Origin of the sequence: Synechococcus sp. CC9605 (genome assembly GCF_000012625.1) — a bacterium.
Classification (GTDB): domain Bacteria; phylum Cyanobacteriota; class Cyanobacteriia; order PCC-6307; family Cyanobiaceae; genus Parasynechococcus.
On the sequence record NC_007516.1, the window covers coordinates 2075628 to 2098327 of the forward strand.

28 protein-coding genes and 1 pseudogene are annotated in these 22700 nt (G+C 62.3%); 16 read left to right on the forward strand and 13 right to left on the reverse strand.

Features of this window, described 5'->3' with window-relative positions:
• Positions 1–9 precede the first annotated feature (9 nt).
• Genes SYNCC9605_RS11285 through SYNCC9605_RS11295 form a run of 3 tightly spaced genes read left to right on the forward strand, consistent with a single transcriptional unit; the run spans position 10 to position 1951 of the window.
• On the forward strand, positions 10–942 hold the full coding sequence (locus SYNCC9605_RS11285) for a Ycf66 family protein (RefSeq protein WP_011365198.1): 933 nt from the start codon (positions 10–12) through the stop codon (positions 940–942).
• 5 nt (positions 943–947) lie between these two features.
• A complete protein-coding gene (locus SYNCC9605_RS11290; RefSeq protein ID WP_011365199.1) occupies positions 948–1478 on the forward strand; it encodes a hypothetical protein in 531 nt (176 codons plus the stop codon).
• Complete coding sequence (locus SYNCC9605_RS11295; protein ID WP_011365200.1) at positions 1475–1951, forward strand: TolB family protein; 477 nt, start codon at positions 1475–1477, stop codon at positions 1949–1951. The genes SYNCC9605_RS11290 and SYNCC9605_RS11295 overlap by 4 nt, the downstream gene beginning before the upstream one ends.
• On the opposite strand, the gene SYNCC9605_RS11300 is transcribed toward SYNCC9605_RS11295, so the two are convergent.
• Genes SYNCC9605_RS11300 through SYNCC9605_RS11310 form a run of 3 tightly spaced genes read right to left on the reverse strand, consistent with a single transcriptional unit; the run spans position 1952 to position 4535 of the window.
• Positions 1952–2152, reverse strand: a complete 201-nt coding sequence (locus SYNCC9605_RS11300) for a chlorophyll a/b-binding protein (protein WP_011365201.1) — start codon at positions 2150–2152, stop codon at positions 1952–1954.
• 9 nt (positions 2153–2161) lie between these two features.
• Positions 2162–4138: an ABC transporter ATP-binding protein/permease gene (locus SYNCC9605_RS11305; protein ID WP_011365202.1), complete on the reverse strand. Its 1977-nt coding sequence runs from the start codon at positions 4136–4138 to the stop codon at positions 2162–2164.
• Between the two features lie 55 nt (positions 4139–4193).
• Positions 4194–4535, reverse strand: a complete 342-nt coding sequence (locus SYNCC9605_RS11310; protein ID WP_011365203.1) for a histidine triad nucleotide-binding protein — start codon at positions 4533–4535, stop codon at positions 4194–4196.
• A 75-nt stretch (positions 4536–4610) separates the two neighbouring features.
• On the opposite strand from SYNCC9605_RS11310, the pseudogene SYNCC9605_RS11315 reads away from it, so the two are divergent.
• Positions 4611–5871, forward strand: a pseudogene (locus tag SYNCC9605_RS11315) (YifB family Mg chelatase-like AAA ATPase).
• Here the strand turns inward: SYNCC9605_RS11315 and SYNCC9605_RS15265 are convergent.
• The 4 genes from SYNCC9605_RS15265 to def form a co-directional block, all read right to left on the reverse strand.
• Positions 5865–6014 (reverse strand): hypothetical protein, encoded by a 150-nt coding sequence (locus tag SYNCC9605_RS15265; protein WP_011365204.1) that lies wholly within the window; start codon positions 6012–6014, stop codon positions 5865–5867. The pseudogene SYNCC9605_RS11315 and the gene SYNCC9605_RS15265 sit on opposite strands and share 7 nt — an antisense overlap.
• Positions 6015–6094: 80 nt before the next feature.
• The gene (locus tag SYNCC9605_RS11320) at positions 6095–6724 is read right to left on the reverse strand and encodes a DUF3747 domain-containing protein (RefSeq protein ID WP_011365205.1); all 630 of its coding nucleotides are present in this window, start codon (positions 6722–6724) and stop codon (positions 6095–6097) included.
• 50 nt (positions 6725–6774) lie between these two features.
• Positions 6775–6972 carry a hypothetical protein gene (locus tag SYNCC9605_RS11325; protein WP_006850702.1) on the reverse strand — a complete coding sequence of 66 codons (198 nt, stop codon included), beginning with the start codon at positions 6970–6972 and terminating at the stop codon, positions 6775–6777.
• A 3-nt stretch (positions 6973–6975) separates the two neighbouring features.
• Positions 6976–7581, reverse strand: a complete 606-nt coding sequence (def, locus tag SYNCC9605_RS11330) for a peptide deformylase (RefSeq protein WP_011365206.1) — start codon at positions 7579–7581, stop codon at positions 6976–6978.
• Positions 7582–7630: 49 nt separating this feature from the next.
• Here def and SYNCC9605_RS11335 point away from each other — a divergent pair, with 49 nt between their 5' ends.
• Positions 7631–9538 carry a S9 family peptidase gene (locus tag SYNCC9605_RS11335; protein ID WP_011365207.1) on the forward strand — a complete coding sequence of 636 codons (1908 nt, stop codon included), beginning with the start codon at positions 7631–7633 and terminating at the stop codon, positions 9536–9538.
• On the opposite strand, the gene SYNCC9605_RS11340 is transcribed toward SYNCC9605_RS11335, so the two are convergent.
• A complete protein-coding gene (locus SYNCC9605_RS11340; RefSeq protein WP_156783124.1) occupies positions 9535–11058 on the reverse strand; it encodes an alpha/beta fold hydrolase in 1524 nt (507 codons plus the stop codon). The two genes, SYNCC9605_RS11335 and SYNCC9605_RS11340, sit on opposite strands and share 4 nt — an antisense overlap.
• Before the next feature lie 216 nt (positions 11059–11274).
• Between SYNCC9605_RS11340 and SYNCC9605_RS11345 the strand changes: the two genes are divergently transcribed.
• Positions 11275–11604, forward strand: coding sequence for an MscL family protein (locus SYNCC9605_RS11345; RefSeq protein WP_011365209.1), 330 nt, complete (start codon positions 11275–11277; stop codon positions 11602–11604).
• 200 nt (positions 11605–11804) lie between these two features.
• On the forward strand, positions 11805–11978 hold the full coding sequence (locus SYNCC9605_RS15270) for a hypothetical protein (RefSeq protein ID WP_011365210.1): 174 nt from the start codon (positions 11805–11807) through the stop codon (positions 11976–11978).
• A gap of 6 nt (positions 11979–11984) precedes the next feature.
• Here SYNCC9605_RS15270 and SYNCC9605_RS11350 read toward each other — a convergent pair whose 3' ends face one another.
• Genes SYNCC9605_RS11350 through SYNCC9605_RS11370 form a run of 5 tightly spaced genes read right to left on the reverse strand, consistent with a single transcriptional unit; the run spans position 11985 to position 17075 of the window.
• A complete protein-coding gene (locus tag SYNCC9605_RS11350; RefSeq protein ID WP_011365211.1) occupies positions 11985–13265 on the reverse strand; it encodes a SufS family cysteine desulfurase in 1281 nt (426 codons plus the stop codon).
• Positions 13262–14440, reverse strand: coding sequence for a SufD family Fe-S cluster assembly protein (locus SYNCC9605_RS11355; RefSeq protein WP_011365212.1), 1179 nt, complete (start codon positions 14438–14440; stop codon positions 13262–13264). Before SYNCC9605_RS11355 ends, SYNCC9605_RS11350 begins: the two co-directional genes overlap by 4 nt.
• A 2-nt stretch (positions 14441–14442) precedes the next feature.
• Positions 14443–15231: a Fe-S cluster assembly ATPase SufC gene (sufC, locus tag SYNCC9605_RS11360; RefSeq protein WP_011365213.1), complete on the reverse strand. Its 789-nt coding sequence runs from the start codon at positions 15229–15231 to the stop codon at positions 14443–14445.
• 42 nt (positions 15232–15273) lie between these two features.
• The gene (sufB, locus tag SYNCC9605_RS11365; protein ID WP_011365214.1) at positions 15274–16713 is read right to left on the reverse strand and encodes a Fe-S cluster assembly protein SufB; all 1440 of its coding nucleotides are present in this window, start codon (positions 16711–16713) and stop codon (positions 15274–15276) included.
• A gap of 5 nt (positions 16714–16718) precedes the next feature.
• Positions 16719–17075, reverse strand: a complete 357-nt coding sequence (locus SYNCC9605_RS11370) for a ferredoxin-thioredoxin reductase catalytic domain-containing protein (protein ID WP_011365215.1) — start codon at positions 17073–17075, stop codon at positions 16719–16721.
• 158 nt (positions 17076–17233) lie between these two features.
• On the opposite strand from SYNCC9605_RS11370, the gene SYNCC9605_RS11375 reads away from it, so the two are divergent.
• The 9 genes from SYNCC9605_RS11375 (at position 17234) to SYNCC9605_RS15735 (ending at position 22661) form a co-directional block, all read left to right on the forward strand.
• Positions 17234–17878 (forward strand): helix-turn-helix transcriptional regulator, encoded by a 645-nt coding sequence (locus SYNCC9605_RS11375; RefSeq protein ID WP_011365216.1) that lies wholly within the window; start codon positions 17234–17236, stop codon positions 17876–17878.
• Positions 17878–18216, forward strand: a complete 339-nt coding sequence (locus tag SYNCC9605_RS11380) for a hypothetical protein (RefSeq protein WP_011365217.1) — start codon at positions 17878–17880, stop codon at positions 18214–18216. The genes SYNCC9605_RS11375 and SYNCC9605_RS11380 overlap by 1 nt, the downstream gene beginning before the upstream one ends.
• Before the next feature lie 80 nt (positions 18217–18296).
• A complete protein-coding gene (locus SYNCC9605_RS11385; RefSeq protein WP_011365218.1) occupies positions 18297–18890 on the forward strand; it encodes a phycobiliprotein lyase in 594 nt (197 codons plus the stop codon).
• Between the two features lie 90 nt (positions 18891–18980).
• Positions 18981–19769, forward strand: coding sequence for a phycobilisome rod-core linker polypeptide (locus SYNCC9605_RS11390; RefSeq protein WP_011365219.1), 789 nt, complete (start codon positions 18981–18983; stop codon positions 19767–19769).
• Positions 19770–19953: 184 nt separating this feature from the next.
• Positions 19954–21027, forward strand: a complete 1074-nt coding sequence (locus SYNCC9605_RS11395) for a DUF4912 domain-containing protein (protein ID WP_011365220.1) — start codon at positions 19954–19956, stop codon at positions 21025–21027.
• Complete coding sequence (locus SYNCC9605_RS11400; RefSeq protein ID WP_011365221.1) at positions 21018–21224, forward strand: hypothetical protein; 207 nt, start codon at positions 21018–21020, stop codon at positions 21222–21224. The genes SYNCC9605_RS11395 and SYNCC9605_RS11400 overlap by 10 nt, the downstream gene beginning before the upstream one ends.
• 39 nt (positions 21225–21263) lie before the next feature.
• The gene (locus tag SYNCC9605_RS15725) at positions 21264–21542 is read left to right on the forward strand and encodes a hypothetical protein (protein ID WP_011365222.1); all 279 of its coding nucleotides are present in this window, start codon (positions 21264–21266) and stop codon (positions 21540–21542) included.
• 39 nt (positions 21543–21581) lie between these two features.
• Entirely contained in the window at positions 21582–21992 is a 411-nt protein-coding gene (locus SYNCC9605_RS15730; RefSeq protein WP_308297694.1) for a phospholipase D-like domain-containing protein, read from the forward strand.
• A 75-nt stretch (positions 21993–22067) separates the two neighbouring features.
• On the forward strand, positions 22068–22661 hold the full coding sequence (locus SYNCC9605_RS15735) for a phospholipase D-like domain-containing protein (RefSeq protein ID WP_308297695.1): 594 nt from the start codon (positions 22068–22070) through the stop codon (positions 22659–22661).
• The last annotated feature ends 39 nt before the right edge of the window (positions 22662–22700 follow it).

Genomic DNA, 22700 nt, shown 5'->3' on the forward strand with positions numbered 1-22700 from the left:
AGCAGAGCTTTGGTTAACGCCAGTCTCAATTGGGCCAGCATCGTCGGCATCGTTTTGGCCGTCGGCGGCGCTCTGCTCTATTTCATGCGATCGTTCAAGCCCGCCTTGGCGCGGGACTACGACGTGTTCTTTGCAGCCATCGGGCTGCTATGCGGCGGCATCCTGTTTTTCCAGGGGTGGCGCCTCGACCCGATTCTTCAGTTCGGCCAATTCCTGTTGGCTGGAACCACCGTGTTCTTCGCCTACGAAAGCGTGCGACTGCGCGGCGTGGCCACCGAACAAGCACGGCGTTCCGCCTACTTCGATGACGAACCGGCACCGGCCCGAGACGGAGGCACAGGGGGCCTGCGGGGCAGCTGGGATGACGGCGGTTTCGACCGTTTTGATGAGCCCCAGCCGTTGAGACGGCGCTTCTCAGGCCGTGACGATGACGCCGAAGAACGGCCTGAGGAGGAGTTCTACAGGCCGCGCCGCGCCAGCCGCGCCGCCATTCCTGAGGAAGCCGCCAGCCGTCGATCGGCAGACCGTGATCAGGGCGATTCCGGCTGGGACCAAAACGACGAGCGCTCCCGCCGCATGGCTCGCTTCCGCGCCGGCGAAGCCCGGGATGAACGACGCCCCGACTTTGGTTCCAGACGGACGGATCGAGAGGAACAACGCCGTGGCAGCAGGCCCATTGGGCGCCCTGAGCGTCCTGCCGGCGAACGCGCTCCTTCAGGAGCCGAGGATGCCGCCTTCGCCCCAAGCCGCAGTTCAGCGCCGAGTGGTTCCGCACCGAATCGGGGACGCCCCAGCGGTAACCCGAACACCGCGAGCGACTCCAGACGATCTGGTGAACCGCCCGTCGCCTCGAACCGGCCCAGCAGCAACCGCCAACCCCCCCGGAGCTCACGGCCCTCGTCCGGCAGACCGCGGGACAACAGCTCCCGCTTCGACGACTGAGCCAGTTGCCTCGTCCGCTGCTGATCCTGCTCGCCAGCCTGGCGCTGGCGGGCTGCAACGGTCGCAGTGAACGGGCCAGTGGTGGCGTGCTCTCCACCAGCCAGCAGGCCCCAGCTCTGAGTGGCAGTGGTGAGTGGCTGGCGGTCGTCAGCGATCACGGCGGCCGACCCACAGTGCAGCTGCGCCGCCTCAGCGATGGATCCGTTGTCTCTGTTCCCCAGCTGAGCCGACATCAGCCCCACAGCTCCCCCTCCCTGAGCTGGAACGGCCGATACCTGGCAGCGATCACCCAGCGGGGGCGCCGCCGACTTGCGGTGGTGACCGACCGTCTGAACGGACGCATGCACCCCCTGCCGCTGCCCGGGGGCCGAGACCCAGTGCTGCTCAGCCTTGCGCCGGATGCACAGCAGATCGCCCTGCAGGTGACGGATCAAGGCCGGTGGCGCGTGGAACTGCTGGATCTGAGTGATCTGCTCGAGCCGGATCGTCCTCCGGGGCAGAGCCTCTCCACACCGGCGCTGTCGTCAGAGCCATGATCCGCGTCGCTCTGATTTTCAGCCTGGCGTTTGTGACCGGCTGCAGCAGTCCCAGGCCCACGCCCCGGCCCGACCTCAACGGCCTGCTGCGTCAATCCGTGAACAGCCGGCGGGATCCATCCCTGGGGGGACGCTGGCTGGCAAGCCTGGGCCAACGCAATGGACGGGAGCGGGTCGAACTAATCGACCTGCGCAGCCGCAGCCCCGTCCCATTGCCGGGCCTCAACCGTGCTGATGCCCAACCGATCAGCGTCAGCGTCAGTGCCGATGGGCAACGCCTGGCCGTGGTCCAGCAACGGGAGGACCGCACCGAACTGGTGCTCTATAGGCGCAACGTCGGGGCGACACAACGGCTGCCCCTGGATCCACCGGGTGTGCCCCGCAGCGTCAGCCTGGACGGTTTAGGCCGGCGACTGGCGGTGCAGGTGAGCCGGAACGGACGCTGGGATGTGGATCTGATCCGCCTGCCCTGATCAGGGCAGCAGCCCCGCCCAGTGCAGGAAGGTGTCGCGGCTGAGCACCTCGATCAACAGCACCGCCACAAAACCCACCATGGCGAAACGGCCATTCACCCGCTCGGCATAACCACTCCAGCCGAAGGCGGGCACATCGTTGGTGGTGGCGGACGTCTCCGGAACGGACGTGGTGTCAGGGGTCTCGCTGGTGGAGGTCATCCGGCCGGTTCAGGAACGCCCGAAGTCATAGCTGGTCGCCGGGATCAGCCGCCAGTCGTGATCGCCGCTGAGCTCCAGAACGGTGTCATGGAAATCCCTCAGGGTTGGACGGTGGCCCACGCTGATGAACGCCACCTCACGATCCCGCAACAGGGAATAAAGGCGCGATTCAGTCTCGACATCCAGGGCACTGGTGGCTTCATCCAGCACCACGACCTTGGGCGAGTTAAGCAGCAGCCGCGCAAAGGCCAGTCGCTGCTGTTCACCCAGAGAGAGCAGCCGCGGCCAGTCCTGCTTGATATCGAGGTCGGGATAGCGCTGCAGAAGTTTGCCCAACATCACCTGATCCAAAACAGCCCGCAGATGTTCATCACTGAAACGGGCCTGATCGAGGGGATAACAGAGCTGTTCGCGCAAAGATCCCAGGGCCATGTAGGGCTTCTGGGGGATGAAAAGGAGATCACCCTGCCCCGGGGAATAGACAGTGCCTGTCGGCGAGCCCCACAGGCCACTCACCACCCGAAGCAGTGAGGTCTTACCGCAGCCGGAGGGTCCAACCACCAGCAGGCCCTCGGCGTTGTCCAGGGAGAAACTGAGGTCTCGCACCAGCACGTTGTCGGTGCGGGGTGTTTTGACCGTCACCCCCTGCAGCGCCAGGCGCTCAGAGGGCACAATCCGCGGCATGTAATCACTCCACTCCTCCGGATCGAGGTTGGAGATGTTGGATTGAAAGCCTTCAAGCCGGTTGATCGATGCCGAGAACCGAGCCAAGGCTTCGATGTTGTAGATGATGAAAAACAACGATCCTTCAACCAGGTTGTAGGCGACGTTCGCCTGGGCAAAGCCGCCGTAATCCATCTCCCCGGCAAGAATCGGAGCCGCAAGGATCAGATAGGGGATGAAATTGCTGGCGTAGATGCTTGAACGCTGCAGCACCCGCAGCAGCACCTCCCAGACAATCAGCAGATTGAAGTTTTCAACAACGGTGGCCAGGCGACGCGTCACCTCCTTGGCTTCCTGCTGCTCTCCGGCATAGAAAGCGATTGATTCAGCGTTGTCCCGCACCCGGACGAGGCCATAGCGGTAATCCGCTTCAAAGCGCAGTTGGAAGTTGTTCAACCGAACCAACTTTCGACCGGCCACGATCATCAGGGCAGAGACTCCGGATGCGTAGGCCAATAGGGCGAAGGTGAGCCCCTCACTCACCGAATAAAGGATGAGGATGTTGAGGGAAAAAGTGAGAATCGAATCAAAGATATTCAGCGCAAAACCAAGGGCCTGCGCTGTGAAATCACGCACGTCCTCGGAAATGCGTTGATCGGGGTTATCAACATTGGTGGCCGCTTCATCGTTGGGATTGAGCACGTAATAGGCCCGATCCCGGAGGTAATCGTCCACCAGGCTCAGCGACAACCATTCCCGCCAGAACAGCCCCAGTTTCTGGGTGAAATAAAACTGCAGGCTGCGAATCGGCAGCGCGACCGCAAAACAGGCGCCGTAGATCCAGAGGTTGCGATACGACGCATCACCGTCTTTGGAGATCAACGCATTGGTCAGATCCCTGGCGATGAATGTGATGCCGGCATTGATGCCGTTCACGCTCAACAGCATCAGGATGATCAGGCCGAGAAACAGCCAGGGCAGCCAGCGGCGGTGCCTCAGCTGGCCCCGCACGGAGGCGAACACCACGGCCCCCAGCACGAACAGGGCACTAATTCCCGCCCCCCAGCCACGGGACCAGAGCATGGCCAGGGAGGACTGGACGCCCCCGAGGTACTGGCCGGTCAGCTCCGGCAACAGCCACGACAGGCCGTTCATCAACCCGGTGACCAGGAACAGCACGATCCCGGCCACACAGAAGAGCAGGCTCACCAGCAGTCCAAGGAACTGCCAGCCGTTGTCTTCGGTGTAGGGGAAGAAGTAGGGCTGCGAAAGCCGACGCAGCTTGGCGGCCTGATTGCGCAGGTTCTGAAGCTGGTGGGTCATGCCACTGCTGAACTGTGCTCAGTCTGGCTGCCGACGCGCCGCTTCGCCGCTGACATCAACCGGGAGGCCACGCCAGAGGACGCCCACCGATCACGTGCACATGAAGGTGAAACACCGTCTGCCCCGCACCGGCGCCGCTGTTGATCACCGTGCGGAAGTCATCCAGACCCTCCTGTTTGGCCACGCGGGCAGCCACCAGCAACAGATGGCCCAGCGAGGCCGCATCCTCAGCAGCACCAGACCGCAGACTCTCGATCGGCTTGCGGGGAATTACCAGCACGTGAACGGGCGCCTGGGGGGCGACGTCGCGAAAGGCCAGGCACTGCTCATCGCTGTAGACCTCATCGCACGGGATCTCGCCACGAAGAATCTTCCCGAAGATCGTGTCGTCTGCCATGGGCCTTGAAAACAAAGGAACAGCCGGACCGGTGTGACAGCAGGGGCATGAATCTCCTGCGTCACCCTCCACAGAATGCTGGCACGTTGTCTCAGTGCATCCCTGCAAGGCCTGGAGGCCCGACCAGTGGTGGTGGAGGTGGATATCGCCCCGGGCCTGCCGGGCGTCCAGCTGGTGGGTCTGCCGGACAAGGCCATTCAGAAATCCCGGAAGCGGGTCCGATCCGCCCTGCGCAACAGCGGCTTCCGCGGCCCCCTGGTGCGCGTGGTGATCAACCTGGCTCCAGCCGATCTGCGCAAGGAAGGTCCCTCCTTTGATCTCCCCATCGCCCTAGCCATTTTGGTGGCCAGCGGGCAGCTCGCCCGCCCTCAACTGGAGGGTCTCTGGTGCGCAGGTGAACTGGGCCTCGACGGCAGCCGGCGGCCATCACCTGCTGCTCGTGGGTCCCCCCGGCTGCGGCAAGACCCGCCTGGCCCATCAACTGCCAGGGCTACTGCCAAGCCTGAACCAAAAGGAAGCGCTCACCATCACGCGCATCCATTCCATCGCCGGGCATCTGAATGGCATTGATCAACTGCAGCAGCAACGCCCCTTTCGATCGCCACACCACAGTTGCTCCGCAGCCGCCTTGCTCGGCGGCGGACGCTCACCCCGCCCTGGTGAAGTGAGCCTGGCCCACGGTGGCGTGCTCTTCCTCGATGAGTTGGCGGAATTTCCGCGAACGGTGCTGGATCAATTGCGGCAGCCCCTGGAGGACGGCGCCGTGCAGATCAGCCGTGCCCAGCAGAGCACGGTGTTCCCGGCCCTGATCACGCTGGTGGCCGCCACCAATCCCTGACCCTGCGGCTGGCATGGCGACCGCGACCATGGCTGTCGCTGCAGCATCAGCCAACGCCTGCGCTACTGGCAGCGGCTCTCCGGCCCGCTGCTGGATCGGCTCGATCTGCAACTGCGGCTGGAACGGCGCTCCGCCAGGGAGATGGCAGCAGTACTGAAACAACCCAGACAAACGCAAGCCTCAGCGTCCTGGTGCAAGCCCGCATTGATTGAACGAGCCCGGCAGCGGATGCAAAGGCGCAATCCCGATGGAGCCAGCAATGGGCGGCTATCGGCGGCAGCGCTGCAGCAGAGCGGAGCCATCGAGGCGACGGCGCTTGAACTCTGGGAACAGCTGATCAACCAGCGCGGCCTGAGCACGCGCAGCAGCCTTCAGCTGTTGCGCGTGGCGCGCACCATTGCTGATCTCAACGACCGGACCAGCGTCGATCGAAACGCAACAGCGGAAGCGAGTTGCTTCCGCTGCACCGATCTGCTCAAGCAGCCTGGCGCTCAGTAGTCGCGGGCACGCTTGTCTGGTGTGTCCCGGTAGGGCTGGGTGCCGATCGGCGGGGGCTGGAGATGACGGTCGTCGAACGAACCCAGCGCATGGGTCATCGCTTCACCGAACCACTGGAACCACTGCACAACCGTTGTTTTCATGACGTCCTCCGGGGTCTGTCTTCAGTGTGAAATCACTGACAGAGGACTACAACAGGTGTTTTGACCGGTTCTGCGCTAGCTCAGTAGGACGGAGCCGTGGAACTCTCGATCTGTTCAGCCGCCACCGGTGCAGGGCTCGCACTGGAACCGGTCACAGGCGCACTGTCCCGGTAGACATAGAGATGACCGAGGCTCTTCTTGCCGTAGGCGCGCCGCTTCAGGGTCCAGCCAGGCTCAAGCTTTAGTTGAACAAAACCGCTGGCGGCACCACCGGCCCGGGCCACGAGCATGGTGGGCTGCGAGGGATTCTTGGTAGGTGTGGCCAGCAGCTCGATGTCGCTGCCGGTGTTCACCACACTGAGCCTGTAACGGGTGCCAAGGTCATCACCACCAATGCGCAGGGAATAGCCGTTCCCATCGATGTAGCGGTTGCAGACCCCGGTGAAATCGAAGGTGGACAACAGCGGATCCACCATGGCCGGAGATCCTGCGGCCACAGCAAAACAGGGGCGTTTCGTGGTGCGCTGCTCGTAGATGTTCAGTTGTGAACGCTCGCCCTGACCGATCGGGGCCGACACCAAGACGAAGTTGCTCAACTCCACAGGCACTGCCGTGAACAACGAACCCTGGGCCAGGGCCACCGGTACCGAGGTCGCTGCGAGAGCGAGGCCGGCAGCGGCCACGGTTCGAAAGCGTGCCATCACGTCCATGGAGGAACTGAGCGGATCGTAAAAGTGATGCCTGAATCGGTCGCCCCCGATCAGGCCGGTTTGTTCAGGCGAATGGCGAACAAAAGGGTTCCCACCGTTCCCGGGGCCGCCAGCGCCAGGATCCAACTGGTGGTTTTGACCCCGAGATCAGGATCGCCGTAGGCGAGTTCAAACACACAACCAGTGCTAGCGATACCCAGAACACAGGCGAGGGCCAGAAAGACGCCGGCCAGGGGTTTCATCGGCATAAATCAGGCGACGCTCCGCACATCTTGGCGCTCGAAGCCCTTCTCCTTGAGCTCCTTCTGCAGACCGTCTTGATCAGTGACGCGATCGACAAACAACACGCCATTGAGATGGTCCATCTCGTGCTGAATGCAACGGGCCATCAAGCCATCGGCCTTCATCTTTCGGGGCCGACCCATCTCATCGCGGAAGCTCAGTTCAATCGCAGTGGGGCGCACCACATCGAGATACACCCCGGGGATGCTGAGACAGCCCTCTTCATAGGTATCGAGCCCGGCGCTGGCCGCCGTGATTTCCGGATTGATCAGCACCAGGGGCGGCGTGGCTGCATTTTCAAGGTCGAGATCAATCACCAGGAGCTGCTGGTGAATACCCACCTGAGGCGCCGCCAGGCCAATGCCCTTGGCGGTGTACATGCTGCGCAGCATGTCGCGGGCTAGCTCACGCACCTGCTCATTCACCTTGCCGATGCGTCGCGCGGGCTGCCGCAGCACCTCATCGCCCAGGGTGTGAATCTCCAACGGCGGAGTTTCAAGGGCCGTCTTGGGCACCAGCATCGTGTCGCGCGACTTATCGGCCTGACGGGCCAACTCTGCAAAGCTTCCTGCCAAGACCAACGCCGCGTTGATCCAGCATGGTAAGCGGCCTGAATCAGACGACATGGGAGCCGCCCGCTTATCCGCGCAACATGCCGTCGGCCGTTTGCCGGGACTGAAGGAACCGGCGCTGGTGTGCGGTCCCGATTCAACGGTATGGATGATCTGGCTGGAACAGCGCCCCCAGGAGCGCGGCCGCACCACAGCCTTGATCCGGCGCTTCGGCGATTCCGAAGCAGAACCACAGGAGCTGACGCCGGCCTCCAGCAACCTGCGCAGTCGGGTGCATGACTACGGCGGCGGGGTGCTCGCCACCGCGGTAGAGCAGGACAGGCTGATCCTGGCCTGGATCGAGGGCGGCTGCCTCTGGCGTCAGGACTGGCGCTTGCCCCAGACCAGCACCCATCAACCCACCCCACTGGCAGCAGCCCAACGGCTCAGCCGGGAGGGCGACTGGGAGCTGGCGGATGGCGTGCTCGATCTGCCCAGGCAGCGCTGGATCGGCATCCGTGAAATCGAGGGCCGTGACGAGCTGGTGAGCTTGGCGCTAAGCGGAACCGATCAAACCCCGCGGCGGCTGCATCAACCGACGGACTTTGCGGGCTACGGCTGCTTGAGCCCCGATGGTCACCGTTTCGCCTGGGTGGAATGGCAGCAACCCGCCATGCCCTGGGACAGCAGCAGTCTCTGGTGCGCAGAGTTCAGCGACACAGGCGAGCTGCTCCAAGCGGGCCAGCTGGCCGGAGGCGACGGCGTCTCGGTGTTTCAACCCCAGTGGCTGCCAGACGGGCAGTTGCTTGTGGCGGAAGACAGCACAGGATGGTGGAACCTGATGCTTCAGCCCAGCGCCGGCGCCGCCTGGAAGAAGCCCTGGCCGATGGCTGCTGAAACGGCCATGCCCCAGTGGATCTATGGGATGAGCACCACGGCCTGGGATGGCGAGCAGCTGATCGCAGCCGTCTGCAGCCGCGGGGCCTGGGCTTTGCAACGGCTCAGCCTGGATGGAACGGTGCTGCCGTTGCCGCAACCGTTTGATGACCTGGCGGGATTGAGCGCATGCAATGGCCGCGCCGTGGCCGTGGCCAGCAACAGCACCAGCGTGACCGGTCTGCTGGAAATCGATTTGCGACCGGCCACGCCGCTCTGGAGCCACAGCCCCGCCATCGCGGCACCCTTGCCGGTTGAGGCGATCAGCGTGGCCGAACCGCTGTGGTTCAACGGCCACCAGGGCGAACGCACCCATGCCTGGTACTACCCCCCCAGCGGCAACCCATCAGGGCCTGCACCTCTGCTGGTGAAAAGCCACAGCGGACCAACGGCCATGGCTCGCCGCGGCCTCAGCCTGGCGATTCAGTACTGGACCTCCCGGGGCTGGGGCGTGGTGGACGTGAATTACGGCGGCTCAACGGGATTCGGCCTGGACTACCGGGAGCGCCTCAACGGGGGCTGGGGCGTGGTGGATGTGGCCGACTGCGCCGCAGCAGCCCAGGCTCTGATCGAGACCGGCCGGGCTGATCCCGGCAAGATCGCCATCGAAGGCGGCAGCGCCGGCGGCTTCACCACCCTGGCGGCGCTGTGCTTCACCGACGTGTTCCGGGCCGGTGCCTGCCGCTATGCGGTGTGTGATCTCACAGCCATGGCCGAAGACACCCACAGATTTGAAGCGCGCTACGTCGATGGCCTGGTGGGGGCTTGGCCCGCGGCGCGGGCTTTGTATGAGCAGCGGTCGCCGCTGCTGCATGCCGATCGAATCCGCTGCCCGGTGCTGTTCTTCCAGGGGTTGCAAGACAAGGTGGTGCCTCCAGAGCAAACCGAATGCATGGCCGAGGCCCTGCGCAGCAATGGCATCCCGGTGGAGGTGCGGCTTTTCGAGGAGGAAGGCCACGGCTTCCGCAACCAAGCCACCCAGATCGAGGTGCTGGAAGCGACCGAAGCGTTCTTCCGCCGCCAGCTCAACCTGCCCGACGCTTAAGGGAAGGACTGCTGCTTGGCCGGTTTCACGTAGGGGCAACTCAGATCCGTGGGCGGCACGGTGCCCTTGAGCAGGTAGTCGCTCACGGCCTCCTCCATGCAGGAGGACTGGGCATTGGTGTAGATGCCGTGCTCGTTGCCGACCACCTGGAGAGTGCGCATCGACGGGAAGGCCCGGGCCATCGCAGCAGACCAAACCCAGGGGGTGGCGGCATCCCAACTGGAGCCGATGATCAAGCCGGAGACGCGACGCTCGGGGAAGGGAGCGCGAGGCACAGGTGTGCTGGCATGCAGATCCTCATAGCCGCTGCAGAGGGCAAGAAAGTTCACTCCAAGGCTGCCGCCATAAAGCGGGGCCTGACGGGTGAGATCGCCGAGCCAGGCCGCCTGCTGCTGCGGGGACGGCCGCTGGGGAAAGTCCTGACAAGCGACGGCGGCAAAACCAGCGCCAGCGTTGGTATCCCGGCTTGGACTGCGCAACAGGGGGTGCTCCAACGTCGTCAGCGCCGCGGTTTGCTCCGCCGGAGCTCCAAACAAGGCCTGGTGCACCGTTTCGATCATGGTGCGTCCATAGGTCCCGGACACTCTGGAAATGAAGATGTAGTTGACCAAGGGATCCAACAGATCCCAGCGGGTGTATGAGCTGCCGTCGGGCAGGGTGAGGGGTTCTCGGGCCAGCCGGGCTAGCGAACGCTGCAGTGGACGTTTCAGGTCGGGATGCAGCTGCAGGAAGAAGCGAATCGCGTCATCGGGTGCAGTAGCGGAGTGACGCAAACCACCGAGATCAATCCAGGGATCGACATTTCCATCGAGAACCAGAGCGCGAACCTGCCCGGGGAACAGCGCTGCATAGGTGGAGCCGATCACAGTTCCATAAGAGACCCCCCAGAAATTGAGGCGGTCATCGCCCACGGCTTGGCGGAGGGCGTCCAAGTCGTGGACCGCCTCAACCGTGCCCATCTGCGGGATCAATTTGCGGTGTCGGGCAATGCAGTAGCGGTTGCTCTCGGCCAGCTCCCGCTGACGCTGCATCAACACCCACTGCCAATCGACGGGTCCTGTGGCCGGCCGGTGGGGCATAGCCACCGCGCAATCAGCCAACGCAGGTCTGGACTGGCGAAGCCCCCGGGGATCCCAGGTGAAGAAGTCAAAGGAGCGCCGCACCTCCTCAGGCAAGAGCAGTCCCTTGACAGCACTGCCATGTCCGGGGGCTCCTGGACCGCCGGGATTGAAAAAGAGCGTGCCGATCCGCTCCTGGGCCGACCCCGTGGCCGGAAGCCGGAAGACCGCCAGCTCAACCTGTGGGCCATCGGGCTTAGATCGGCGGAGCGGACGGGTGAAGCTGGCGCACTCGTAGCCTTGGGAGGCCAAGGTGTCGTTATTACAGACCTGCCAACGGAGTGGCGGGGACGATTGACCCGCCAGGGCCCGCGCGCCGAAGGGACTGACCAGGGCCAGAACCGGCAACGCCGCCAATGCCCTGCTGAGCCAGTGGGCACTCACCCGTGCGCGAGACGTCATCGCAGGCCATCGACAACAACCCCGTCTTCCAATCCTTGGTGCACCTGACAATGCAAGCCCTCCCACAGAACCCAAGGGGTTCTGGCCCCCGCTGTTAGCACCAGCTTTGCCTCAACACTGGCTCCGCTTCTGAATGGGGGGTTGGTGAGCCTGGACTTGCCGGGGAAAGGGTTGATTGTGAACGTAGGGCCGAAAACGGCATCGAGGGAAAACGCCATGAAACGGCTGCTCAAGGAATTCACAGATTTTTTCTTCACCAAGGGCAATGTCTTGGCCCTGGCCATCGCCGTGGTCGTGGGTGATCAGGTTTCAGCGATCACCAAAAGCCTGTCCACCGACCTTTTGATGCCGCTGATCAATCCATTCATCCCCCATGGCAGCTACAAGGACCTCGCCATCCCCTACTTCGGCGGGCCCATCGCTATTGGCAAAGTGCTCGACACCTTCGTTTCGGCCATGCTTGTGGCCTGGGCCCTGTTCATCATCATTCAGGCCACGAAGCGATTCGAGCGCATCTCTCAGCGGGACAACATTCCGGCCGACTGAAGACGTGAATCCGTTCGATCAACCGTGTTCGGCCTGAAACGAAAGAGTGCTTCCCTACCGGAATGTTACAACCCACACAACCCCGTTCAGCAGTTGTGATGGCTTGAGCCAGCAACCAGCAGGAACGTTCAACCTGTGCCCCACGGAACCCATGCAACAGCGGTAGGCCTGAAAAGCTGCCGCAAGTTTCGACAGAACTGATGCGGATCCTGCGTTATCGCGGCAACAGCTACGCCAGCCCTGAACCGATCAACGCAGCGCCCCGTCCCTGTGCACGCTCTTACCGCTGGGTGAAGTACTCCATCGAAACCAACAAGGTTGTTCCCCTGCGGCAACGCGAAGCCGCGGCTCACAACGATCAGCTGGCGGCCTGAGCCGGCTCAGCTGTGCTCGCGCAAGAAAGCGACCGTGGAAGCGAGCTCTTCGCTGAAGCGGTCGATCTCTTCAAAGGTGCTGGTGAAACTCAGGCTGGCCCGCGCTGAAGCTGTCACGTCATAGATGCGGTGCAAGGGCTGACAGCAGTGGTGACCACTGCGAATGCAGATCCCGGAGGCATCAATCAGAGCGGCGATGTCGTTGGCATGCACGCCATCCACCAGGAATGTGGCGAGGGCACCACGCTCGGGCTGTTGATCCGGCGTAGGGCCCAAGACCCGCACACCATCAATGGCCTGCAGCCGAGCGAACAGATGCCTGGTGAGCTGCGCCTCCCAGGCCTGAATCGCCTCCAGACCCACCATCTGCAGATAGCGAATCGCTGCCCCCATGCCCACCGCCTCACCAATGGCAGGGGTGCCCGCTTCGAACTTATGGGGCAACACCGCCCAAGTGCTGTGGTCCAGGAAAACGTCCTGAATCATCTCGCCGCCGCCCAGGAAGGGAGGCATCGCCTCCAGCAGCGACTCCCGCGCCCAGAGGAATCCCATGCCGGTGGGACCACAGAGCTTGTGGGACGAGCCGACCAGGAAGTCGGCATCAAGGGCCACCACATCAATGGGCTTGTGAGCCAGGCTCTGGCAGGCATCCACGAGGACGCAGGCGCCAACGGCATGGGCCGCGGGGATGACCTGATCGAGGGGATTGCAGCAACCCAGGGAATTGCTGATGTGCACCAGGCTCACGAGCCGAGTGCGCTCATTGAGCTGGGCCCGAAAATCCTCGAGATCCAGCTCGCCGGAATCGGTGATGCCCACATGGCGCAGCACGCAGCCGGTGCGCTGGGCCAACAGCTGCCAGGGCACCAGGTTGCTGTGGTGCTCCATCACCGTGAGCAGAATTTCATCCCCTTGCTTGAGGTTCGCGTCACCCCAGGTGCGCGCCACCAGATTGATGGCTTCGCTTGCATTGCGGGTGAAGACAATCTCCCGGGGACTGGCGGCATCAATGAAGGCCGCCGTCGTGCTGCGGGCCGCTTCGAAGGCATCGGTGGCACGGGCACTGAGCTGGTGAGCGCCGCGGTGCACGTTGGCGTTGTCGCAGCTGTAGTAGTGCTGCAGCGCCTCGAGCACCTGACGGGGCTTCTGGCTGGTGGCAGCGTGATCGAGATAAATCAGCGGCCTTCCGTCGGGGGCACGCTGCTTAAGAATCGGAAAATCGGCACGATATCGAGACGATAAATCCACAAAATCAGCACTGGATCGTGCTTCAGCAGCGATCGTCATGGGGCGAGACTCTCCATCACGCGCTCCAGGGGGCGCCAGGCCTGCGCAGCAGCAGGAAGCTGGGCAATCACCTCCTGACAGGCACCGCGCAGCAGCAGCGCCGTTGCATCCGCCGCAGCGATGCCCCGACTCTGGAGATAGAACAACTCATCGTCCTGAAGCTGCGACACGGTGGCGCCATGGGCGCAGCGCACATCGTCTGCCACGATCTCCAGCTCAGGTTTGGTGTCCACCCGGGCCCGGCCGGACAGCAGCAGGTTACGGCTCAACTGCGCGGCATTGGTGCGCTGCGCATCGCGGGGAACACTGATGGCGCCGTTAAAAATCGCGTGGGACTGCCCACCGGCCAGGCATTTCTGCAATTGATCCAGCTCCCCCTCCGGCCCGTCGAAGCGCACGGCGGTGTGGGTGGCCAGCTGCTGCTTGGCGCCAGTGACAGCCAGACCTTTAAGCACGGTCTCTGCCTGGCCATCCACCTGCACCACCCGGGGCTCCACCCGTCCCAGGTTCCAGCCCTGAACCACCGAAGTGAGGGCATAGGAGCTGCGGGGCTCCTGCTCAACGGCCAAATGGGCCATCAGCGATGACACCCCATCTGCAGTGGCCAGAACGCCATGGCGGAGTTGGGCCTCCTGCCCCAAATGAACTTCCAGCACATGACTGTGGGCCGACGCCCCCTCTGCCAGCAGCACCTGCATCAGCTCAAGCTCTGCCTTTTCCTCCAACAGCAGCAGCACCCGCGTGGCGTTCAACCCGGCACCCGCCGCCAGGACCAGCTCCAACGGGCCAACCCGTCCCCGCACCCTTAGGGCCAGGATCTGCTGGGCTTTGGCATGGTTTAACTCCACGGGCCAGACCTGGGCACAACCGCAGCGATCCAGGGTGTGGCCGAGGGCCTGCTCGAGTTCTTCGGCGTTCAGCGCCGTGATTCCCTCAGGAAGCACCTGGCCGGCCAGGGGATCATCAAAACCATTGAGCATCAGACGGGTCACACCGTCCAGGCTGGCCGGCAGGGACGTGGACGGTGGCGAGGCACTGACCGGCAATTCCGAAACGGCCGCAAGCCGCTTGAGGTCGGTGAGGCGCCAGGGCTCCTGGCGGCGGTTGGGCAGACCAAGCTGTTCAAGCGCGGCTCGACCGCGCTCTTGCACCGGTGCCAGCACACTGCTCGCCATGGTCAAGCTGCTCCTTGAGCGGCCAGCTCCTGATCGACCCAGTCATATCCAGTCTGCTCCAGCTCAAGGGCCAGCTCCCGTCCGCCAGTGCGCAGGATCCGGCCTGCCGCCATCACATGCACATAGTCCGGGGTGATCTCATCGAGAAGACGCTGGTAGTGGGTGATCAGCAGCGTGGCGTTGTCTTTCGTCGCCAGCTGGTTCACACCACCGGCCACGATGCGCAGGGCATCGATATCCAGGCCGGAGTCGGTTTCATCCAGGATCGCCACCACGGGCTCCAGCAGCGCCATCTGGAGAATCTCGTTGCGCTTTTTCTCGCCCCCGGAGAAGCCTTCATTGACGCTGCGCTCAAGGAAGGCAGGATCCATCTGCACCACCTTGAGCTTGTCGTTCACGTGATCCTCGAAGGCAAAGGTGTCGAGCTCCTCTTCCCCCTGTTTTTCCCGCCGGGCATTAGTAGACACCCGCAGGAATTCCAGGTTGCTGACGCCAGGGATTTCAACGGGGTACTGAAATCCGAGGAACACCCCCAGACGGGCCCGCTCTTCAGGTTCCAGCTCAAACAGACCCTGGCCGCGATAACGAACTGTGCCGCCCGTGACCCGGTAGGCCGGATGCCCGGCCAAAACCTTGGAAAGCGTGCTCTTGCCACTGCCGTTGCGACCCATCACGGCATGGACCTCACCAGCCCTCACCTGTAGATTCACCCCCTTGAGGATGGGCTTGTCCTCAACGGAGGCATGCAGGTCTTGGATATCGAGCAGCAGCTCAGCGTCAGGGCGAATCACGGAAGGCGTCGTTAAAAAACAGAGACAAGGTGGGGGAGGGGATCAGCCCACGGACCCCTCAAGTTTGAGGGCCAGCAATTTGTCGGCCTCAGCGGCGAACTCCATCGGCAGCTGATTGAAGACGTCGCGGCAGAAGCCGCTGACCATCATCGAAACGGCCTCTTCAAACCCGATGCCACGGCTCTGCAGGTAGAAAAGCTGGTCTTCGGAGATGCGACAGGTGCTGGCCTCGTGCTCAATGGCCGCCTGCGGCTGCTGCGAACGGATGTAGGGATAGGTGTTCGCAGCAGCTTGATCGCCGATCAGCATCGAATCGCACTGGCTGTAGTTGCGGGCACCCTTGGCATTAGGCCCCATCTGCACAAGACCGCGGTAGCTATTGCTGGAGCGGCCTGCACTGATGCCCTTGCTCACAATCGTGGAGCGGGTGCGCGGTCCGACATGAACCATCTTGGTGCCGGTGTCGGCCTGCTGGCAGTTGTTGGTGAGGGCCACGGAATAGAACTCACCCACCGAATCAGCACCCTGGAGCACGCAACTGGGGTACTTCCAGGTGATGGCAGAACCGGTCTCCACCTGGGTCCAGCTGATGCGGCTGCGATCACCGCGGCACTGGCCTCGTTTGGTCACGAAGTTGTAGATCCCGCCGACGCCGTTTTCATCACCGGCGTACCAGTTCTGAACCGTGGAATACTTGATTGAGGCATCGTCGAGAGCCACAAGTTCCACCACCGCCGCATGCAGCTGGTTGGTGTCGAACATCGGAGCCGTGCAGCCCTCGAGGTAACTCACGGACGCACCTTCTTCGGCCACGATCAAGGTGCGCTCGAACTGTCCGGTGTCGCCGGAATTGATCCGGAAGTAGGTGGAGAGCTCCATCGGGCACTCGACGCTCTTCGGAATGAAGACGAAGGATCCGTCACTGAACACCGCTGAGTTCAGGGCGGCGAAATAGTTGTCGTTGCTGGAAACAACAGTGCCGAGGTAGCGCTCAATCAGCTCGGGATGCTCTTTGACCGCTTCGCTGAAGGAGCAGAACACCACCCCGTGTTCCGCCAACTTCTCCTTGTAGGTGGTGGCAATCGAAACGCTGTCGAATACAGCATCCACGGCCACGTTGCTGAGGCGCTTCTGCTCACTCAGCGGGATGCCGAGCTTGTCGAAGGTTTCCAACAGCTTCGGATCCACTTCATCGAGGCTGGCCTTCTTCTCCTGCTGCTTGGGAGCCGCGTAATAAATGATGTCTTGGTAATCGATCTTGGGATAACCCAGAGCAGCCCAGTCGGGTTCTTCGAGGGTGAGCCAGTGGCGAAACGCCTTGAGCCGGAACTGCAGCAGGAAATCTGGCTCCTCTTTCTTGGCCGAGATCAGGCGAACGACCTCTTCACTGAGACCCTTGGCGATTTTGTCGGTCTCAATCTCGGTGACGAAGCCGTACTTGTACGGCTGGCTGACGAGATCCCGTGTGGAGGTACTGGTCATTCAGCTCAGCCGGCGGTGGCGTTGATCGTTTCGGTGGTGATGGTCTGCGTCTTCTCAGGGCAAGCGAAGGGGTTGTCCTCGGTGAGGAAGAGCATGCAGTGGCATTCCTTTCGCTCGCGCATCGGAACGCAGGGGCAGTTCCAGAAGGCCTGCGAGACCTCGGCCTCCTTGTCTTCGTAATGGCGACAAGGGCACAGCGCACCGCCCAGATCGTCTTTGTGACGCGCCAGACCCTTCAGAACAACAGCCGTGACGCTGGAGTCTGCACAGAAATAAGTGCCGGTGCGCTGCGCGTAAGTTTCAGCGAACTTGCGGATGACCTCCAGGCTTTCTGCTGTCGGCTCTTGAGGGGCGTCGGACATTTAGGTGGAGGGAGCGGCGAATTACGAAACCCCGCGGTTTCCTTACTGAAAGCCTAGGCCAACAGGCCTCCGGTCAGCGGGCTCCCCATTGTGACCCTCAACACGGCCGACACGCCGAGGCAATTCGGTGGCATCGTGTGGGGAGGTTTCGCCTCCCCATGAGCGCCTCGGCCCCCGCCAACACCCGCGACGCCGTGCTCTCCCTGCTGCTGGAGCGCGGGGAGGAGGACGCTGGCACCCTCGCCGGGGCCGTAGGCATTTCCGTGCAGGCCATGCGGCGGCACCTGCGCTCCCTTGCCGACAGCGGCCTGGTCCGCGCCAGCAGCAATGCCAGCGGTCCGGGTCGTCCCAGCAACCGCTGGTGCCTCACCGACGAAGGACGGGCCCAGTTCCCCGATGGCAGCGGCCGCTTCGCCCTCGGCCTGCTGAATTCGATGCGCAGCCATCTCCCCGAAGCAACCGTGCGCCAGCTGCTGAATCAGCAGGCGGAGTCAAAGGCCAGCCAGTACCGGCAAAGCCTCGGCGAAGCCTCCCTGGAAGCTCGACTCGAACACCTGGCACGGCTGCGCCGCGACGAGGGCTACGTGACGGTCTGCAACCGGGACGACGACGGCATCAGCTGGCGGCTCGAGGAAGCCCACTGCTCCGTGCAGCGCATTGCCGAAGAATTTCCTGCGGTCTGCGACCAGGAATTGCTGCTGATTCGCCGCACCGTGCCGGACTGCCGGGTGGAACGGGTGCATTGGCGGCTCGAGGGGGGGCACGCCTGCGGGTTCCGCATCACCCCGTTGGCGCAGGGCTGATGGCCATCGACAGAGCCGCGATTGAACGCATCGACTCAACCCTGCTGCCCCAGCTGGATCGCCATCACCTGCGAGTGCTGAGCCATTGCCTTGACAGCTTTCAAGCCATGGCTGCTCCCGGGAGCACTAAAGCGATCCCCGACGAAAACCAACGGCGGCGCTGGTGCCAGCAACAACCCGTGGTCGCTGACGATCCGGCATTCCTCCACACCTTGCTGCTGCAACTCAACGCTGCCGCCGACCAGCTGGATCAACTGGCGCTTGAACTGGGCAAGCCTCCATTGGCGCTGACCCTCGACGATCTGATCAGCGCCGCCGAAGCCCGCTGCCGTGGCTGACACGGCTGTCGTGGGTGACACGGCTGTCGTGGGTGACTAGGTCGGGCTGCCATCATCAACTCACTTCCTCAACGCCGGTGATGCTTGAGATCTCGGACGCCCTCAGCTTCTTTCGTCTGAGCTGTGGCCGCTGGACCTCACAACGCAGTCAGCACCACCTGCTGCATCGCCGCGCCGAAGCCGGCGCCTCCTTCATCGTTGTGGAGGAACTGCTCAAGGGCGACGAACGCCTTGCGGAGATCGCCGAACGCAACAACGCCAGCGTTGAGCAGATCGTGGGGGGGTGCTGGGTGCGCTGGAGCGGATCGATGGCCTGGGATCGGGCCGGTGAATCTCATGAAGACCAGACCATGTTCGGACTGATCCCCAAAGACGAAACGGGTCGACGGGGACTGCTGCTGCGGGATCGCGGTTATGCCGAAAAAGCACCGGTGGCGGGCCAGTTCCGCATGGACGACGAAAACGGCCTGATCCTCACGACCGACTACGAAATGATGAGCTCCCTGGAGCGCTTCTGGTTCGCCAGCGAGAACGTGCGGCTGCGCACCAGCACGGTGCAGGGGCTCTCCAACAACGCCTCCTTCTGCATCGAAACCCGGCAGCTGGACGATATTGATCAGCCCAGCCCGGCGAGGGCTTCAAGCGGAGCCGCCCTTGCCCCCTTCGGCTGGTAAGCAGAAGTACCTAGAGAAAGTATTACGGCATGTAATCGCTGCAACAGCAGCTGAAGGGGGCAAGACCGAGCACTTCTACGATCGCTCCCAGTGGATGCTGTAGCTCGCGTGGCCATTCCTCTTCTGGAGTACGCACCGATTACTCAGAACTCTCTGAGGTCAGGTGTTCCGAACCTTCGTGTCGGCTCCGACGAGGGATCCCGGGCTTACTCCCTGGAAATCGCAGACGATCGCGACAATTTCGACACCGTCGTCGAAGCCGGCTATCGGCAGATCTTCTTCCACGCCTTCAAAACTGATCGGGACGTCAACCTTGAGTCCCAGCTGAAGGATGGCCAGATCACCGTTCGCGATTTCATTCGCGGTCTGCTGCTCTCCGACACCTTCAAGCGCACCTTCTACGGATTCAACAGCAATTACAAAGTTGTCCGTCACCTGTGCGAGAGGATCCTTGGCCGCAAAGTGAACGGCAAGGGTGAAGAGCTCTCCTGGTCGATCGTGATTGCGACCAAAGGCTTGGAAGGCCTCGTCGATGTGTTGCTCGACAGCACCGAGTACCTCGACGCCTTCGGTTACGACACGGTTCCCTACCAGCGGAACCGCGTTCTACCCGGCCGAGAGCTCGGTGACACTCCCTTCAACATCACCACCCCCCGCTACGACGAGTACTACCGGAACATTCTTGGCTTCCCCCAACTCGTTTTTACAGGCGGGCCTGCCAAGAGGCTTCCGGAGCGCGCGAAGATCAAAAAGGGTGGGTCTCCGCAGGACTACATGGCCTGGGTGAGCGAAATCGGCAATCCCCGCCGAGTCGGCCCAAGCACCAGCGCCGATATGGACTACCTAACCAAGGTGCCTTATCGCACCATCGGCCGCTGATCCCAGCACCAAACTTGTTGAGAAAAGCGGGGCTTCGGCTCCGCTTTTTTTGTGTGTCTGACTGTGATCCCCGGGATCGAAGTTGATCCAGTGGTCAGCATCCACTGACCCTTGGTCCCCTAACGCATCGAAAAGGAATTTTTCGGATCACAATGATCCCAAACGAAACCTGGAGTTTTTAGACGTGTCCCAAACCCTGTCATCACTGGCACGTCTCACCCTTCGTCAACTGCGTCAGATCGCCAGCGACTTAGGGGTGCCGCTCTACAGCCGCAAAAGCAAGGAGACCTTGGTCGACGAGGTTGCAAAGCGTCAGCAGAAGCGCGGTGGAGACCTGAAGGCCATCGAGGCTGAGCTCAACGCACCACCTATCGGCAGCAGCGAGACCCGCGTGGTGTTCCTGCCGCGTGATCCCCAGTGGGCCTATGTGTTCTGGGAGATTTCGGACACCGACCGGAAGGTGGCCCAGAAAGATGGCGCCAGCCGGCTCTGCCTACGCCTGGCAGACGTGACCGGGATGCAGGACGGCAACGCCCATCCCCATACGCTGCAGGAAGTGCCCGTCGACAGCCACAGCACCGAGTGGTACTTGCCAGTGCCTCTCTGCGACCGGGATTATCGGGTGGAACTGGGCTACCGCATCGGCTCCAACTGGATGTCGTTGGCCTTCTCTTCAGTGGCCCGCGTTCCCGCTCTCCACCCAAGCGAGCAGATCCTTGATCAGTTCGTGCCCTTCAGCCTCGATGCAGCCCCGGCCGAACCGGTTGCAACTCCCGTCGCACCGATTGAATCCAGCAACAGTGGTCTGCATGAGCGGCTCTACCAAAGCGCCACGGTTCACTACCGGAGACGTCGGGTTGGCTCTGAAGAATTCCAAGAAGGCTTCGACACTTCGGCTGACACGTCCGGCTTGAACGACTCAGGTGCTGGACTCTGGGCCAGCGGCCGCAACGAGTCGGGCATTGGTGGCGTAGCTCCTCGCCAACGATCCTTCTGGCTGGTGGCTGACGCAGAACTGATCGTCTACGGCGCCACCGACCCTTCGGCCCGTCTCACCATCGGTGGAGAAGAAGTGCCTCTTTCCACCGATGGCACCTTCCGGATTCAAGTGCCCTTCCGCGATGGCCAGCAGATGTACGGCATCGAAGCCACCGCTTCCGATGGAGAGCAAAAGCGCAACATCACGCTCAACTTTGAGCGCCAGACGCCCGAAGACAACAGCAACCCTGCAAGCGAAGCCCGCGCCGAGTGGTTCTGAACCCTTCTGATCCGAAAGCACCAGCGTCTCTGCGCTGGTTCGTGGCCATCACTCCTCTTGCGGGGGCGATGGTTTTTCCATTGGTCGTGCCCTTGGTGATGGCACGGGTGGGCATTGGAGCCGGAGTGGGCGTCGCCCTCGTGCTGAGTGGACTCTGGTTTGTGGCGATGCTGAAGACCGCGGAGATGCCCCACTGAAGATCGGGGAACTCTGATCAAGGCAAGGTCTTGGTCTCGATGCTGAAGAACACACTGGGATGGGCGGCAGCGGCTCTTGTGTGTGGTGGCTGCAGCCAGGCTGGTTCGGTCGTGGGAATGGCTCCGGCAGAACCGGCGATGCCCGAACAGATCGATGTGGTCTTCAACCACAACGCCAGATCGCACTACCGATCACCCCTCACAGGGGACTGGCGCAATGGTGACGACATGGAGGCATGGCTGATTGACGCCATTGATGGCGCCAACGAGGAGGTGCTGGTGGCGGTTCAAGAACTCAATCTTCCGAAGGTTGCCTAAGCGCTGATCGCTGCACAACAGCGAGGCGTTGACGTTGCCGTGGTGCTGGAGAACAACTACAGCCAGGCCTGGAGCCAACTCCGGCCCAGCCGATTGAACCAGCGAGGCAGGCAACGCTGGCATCAGTTGAACAAACTGGCCGACAGCAATGGAGATGGCAGAACAAGTTCAGAGGAAGCCTTCCTCGGGGATGCCATTGCGCTACTCCAAGCGGCAAACATTCCACTGATTGACGACACCGAAGACGGGAGCAGCGGCAGCGGCTTGATGCACCACAAGTTTCTGGTAATCGACCAAACAACAGTGATTACAGGCAGCGCCAATCTCACCAGTTCCGGCCTCCACGGTGATGCGGACCGGCCCTCCAGCCGCGGCAATGTGAATCACCTGCTGCAGATCAACAGCCCTGAGCTGGCCTTGGTATTCCGCCAGGAATTCGCCCAGATGTGAGGGGATGGCCCAGGTGGCGCGCAGGACAGTCGTTTTGGTCTGCAGAAAGCAAAGGGAAGCGTGCAAACCGTGCAGATGGGGGACATCCGCGTGGATGTGCTTTTTTCACCCCATCCCAAGAAAGATCGGAATCACGGGCTAAACCTATTGGCAGAGCAATTGAAAGCCGCAAAAAAGAGCATTGATATGGCACTATTTGTGTTCTCAGCACAGCAACTCACCAACGCGCTGCGGGAGCAAATGAAGCAAGGCGTTGAGATCAGACTGGTTGCGGATCCGGGGTTTGCAAGCCGCCCGTTCTCAGAAGTGCTCGATCTACTGGGGGTCACCCTTCCAGATCACACCTGCAAGGTGGAAGCTGGCAATCGCCCGCTGGAGCAGGGCCTGAAAGGGATCGGCACCCCTCGCCTCGCCCGCGGCGACAAGCTCCACCACAAGTTCGCCGTGATCGACAACAAAACCGTGATCACAGGATCCTTCAACTGGTCGCCCTCTGCTGCACACACCAACGACGAAACCCTGCTAGCGATCCACTCACCCCAACTCGCCAAACACTTCAACCGTGAGATGGATCGCCTTTGGGACACGGCTGAAATGGGCATCACACCGCACATCCAACGAAAACTCGATCGTCAAAAGATTCGATGCGGGGACGGGGTACTGAGATGATGAAGAGCACTGGCTTCGCTCTAAACTCAAACAAGCGAA

Coding starts and splice junctions, on each gene's coding strand:
- SYNCC9605_RS11295 (WP_011365200.1), top strand. CDS start 1,475: ATGATCCGCGTCGCTCTGATTTTCAGCCTGGCGTTTGTGACCGGCTGC.
- SYNCC9605_RS11300 (WP_011365201.1), bottom strand. CDS start 2,152: ATGACCTCCACCAGCGAGACCCCTGACACCACGTCCGTTCCGGAGACG.
- SYNCC9605_RS11305 (WP_011365202.1), bottom strand. CDS start 4,138: ATGACCCACCAGCTTCAGAACCTGCGCAATCAGGCCGCCAAGCTGCGT.
- SYNCC9605_RS11310 (WP_011365203.1), bottom strand. CDS start 4,535: ATGGCAGACGACACGATCTTCGGGAAGATTCTTCGTGGCGAGATCCCG.
- SYNCC9605_RS15265 (WP_011365204.1), bottom strand. CDS start 6,014: ATGAAAACAACGGTTGTGCAGTGGTTCCAGTGGTTCGGTGAAGCGATG.
- SYNCC9605_RS11320 (WP_011365205.1), bottom strand. CDS start 6,724: ATGGACGTGATGGCACGCTTTCGAACCGTGGCCGCTGCCGGCCTCGCT.
- SYNCC9605_RS11325 (WP_006850702.1), bottom strand. CDS start 6,972: ATGCCGATGAAACCCCTGGCCGGCGTCTTTCTGGCCCTCGCCTGTGTT.
- SYNCC9605_RS11335 (WP_011365207.1), top strand. CDS start 7,631: ATGGGAGCCGCCCGCTTATCCGCGCAACATGCCGTCGGCCGTTTGCCG.
- SYNCC9605_RS11340 (WP_156783124.1), bottom strand. CDS start 11,058: ATGACGTCTCGCGCACGGGTGAGTGCCCACTGGCTCAGCAGGGCATTG.
- SYNCC9605_RS11345 (WP_011365209.1), top strand. CDS start 11,275: ATGAAACGGCTGCTCAAGGAATTCACAGATTTTTTCTTCACCAAGGGC.
- SYNCC9605_RS15270 (WP_011365210.1), top strand. CDS start 11,805: ATGCGGATCCTGCGTTATCGCGGCAACAGCTACGCCAGCCCTGAACCG.
- SYNCC9605_RS11350 (WP_011365211.1), bottom strand. CDS start 13,265: ATGACGATCGCTGCTGAAGCACGATCCAGTGCTGATTTTGTGGATTTA.
- SYNCC9605_RS11355 (WP_011365212.1), bottom strand. CDS start 14,440: ATGGCGAGCAGTGTGCTGGCACCGGTGCAAGAGCGCGGTCGAGCCGCG.
- sufB (WP_011365214.1), bottom strand. CDS start 16,713: ATGACCAGTACCTCCACACGGGATCTCGTCAGCCAGCCGTACAAGTAC.
- SYNCC9605_RS11370 (WP_011365215.1), bottom strand. CDS start 17,075: ATGTCCGACGCCCCTCAAGAGCCGACAGCAGAAAGCCTGGAGGTCATC.
- SYNCC9605_RS11375 (WP_011365216.1), top strand. CDS start 17,234: ATGAGCGCCTCGGCCCCCGCCAACACCCGCGACGCCGTGCTCTCCCTG.
- SYNCC9605_RS11380 (WP_011365217.1), top strand. CDS start 17,878: ATGGCCATCGACAGAGCCGCGATTGAACGCATCGACTCAACCCTGCTG.
- SYNCC9605_RS11385 (WP_011365218.1), top strand. CDS start 18,297: ATGCTTGAGATCTCGGACGCCCTCAGCTTCTTTCGTCTGAGCTGTGGC.
- SYNCC9605_RS15725 (WP_011365222.1), top strand. CDS start 21,264: ATGCTGAAGAACACACTGGGATGGGCGGCAGCGGCTCTTGTGTGTGGT.
- SYNCC9605_RS15735 (WP_308297695.1), top strand. CDS start 22,068: ATGGGGGACATCCGCGTGGATGTGCTTTTTTCACCCCATCCCAAGAAA.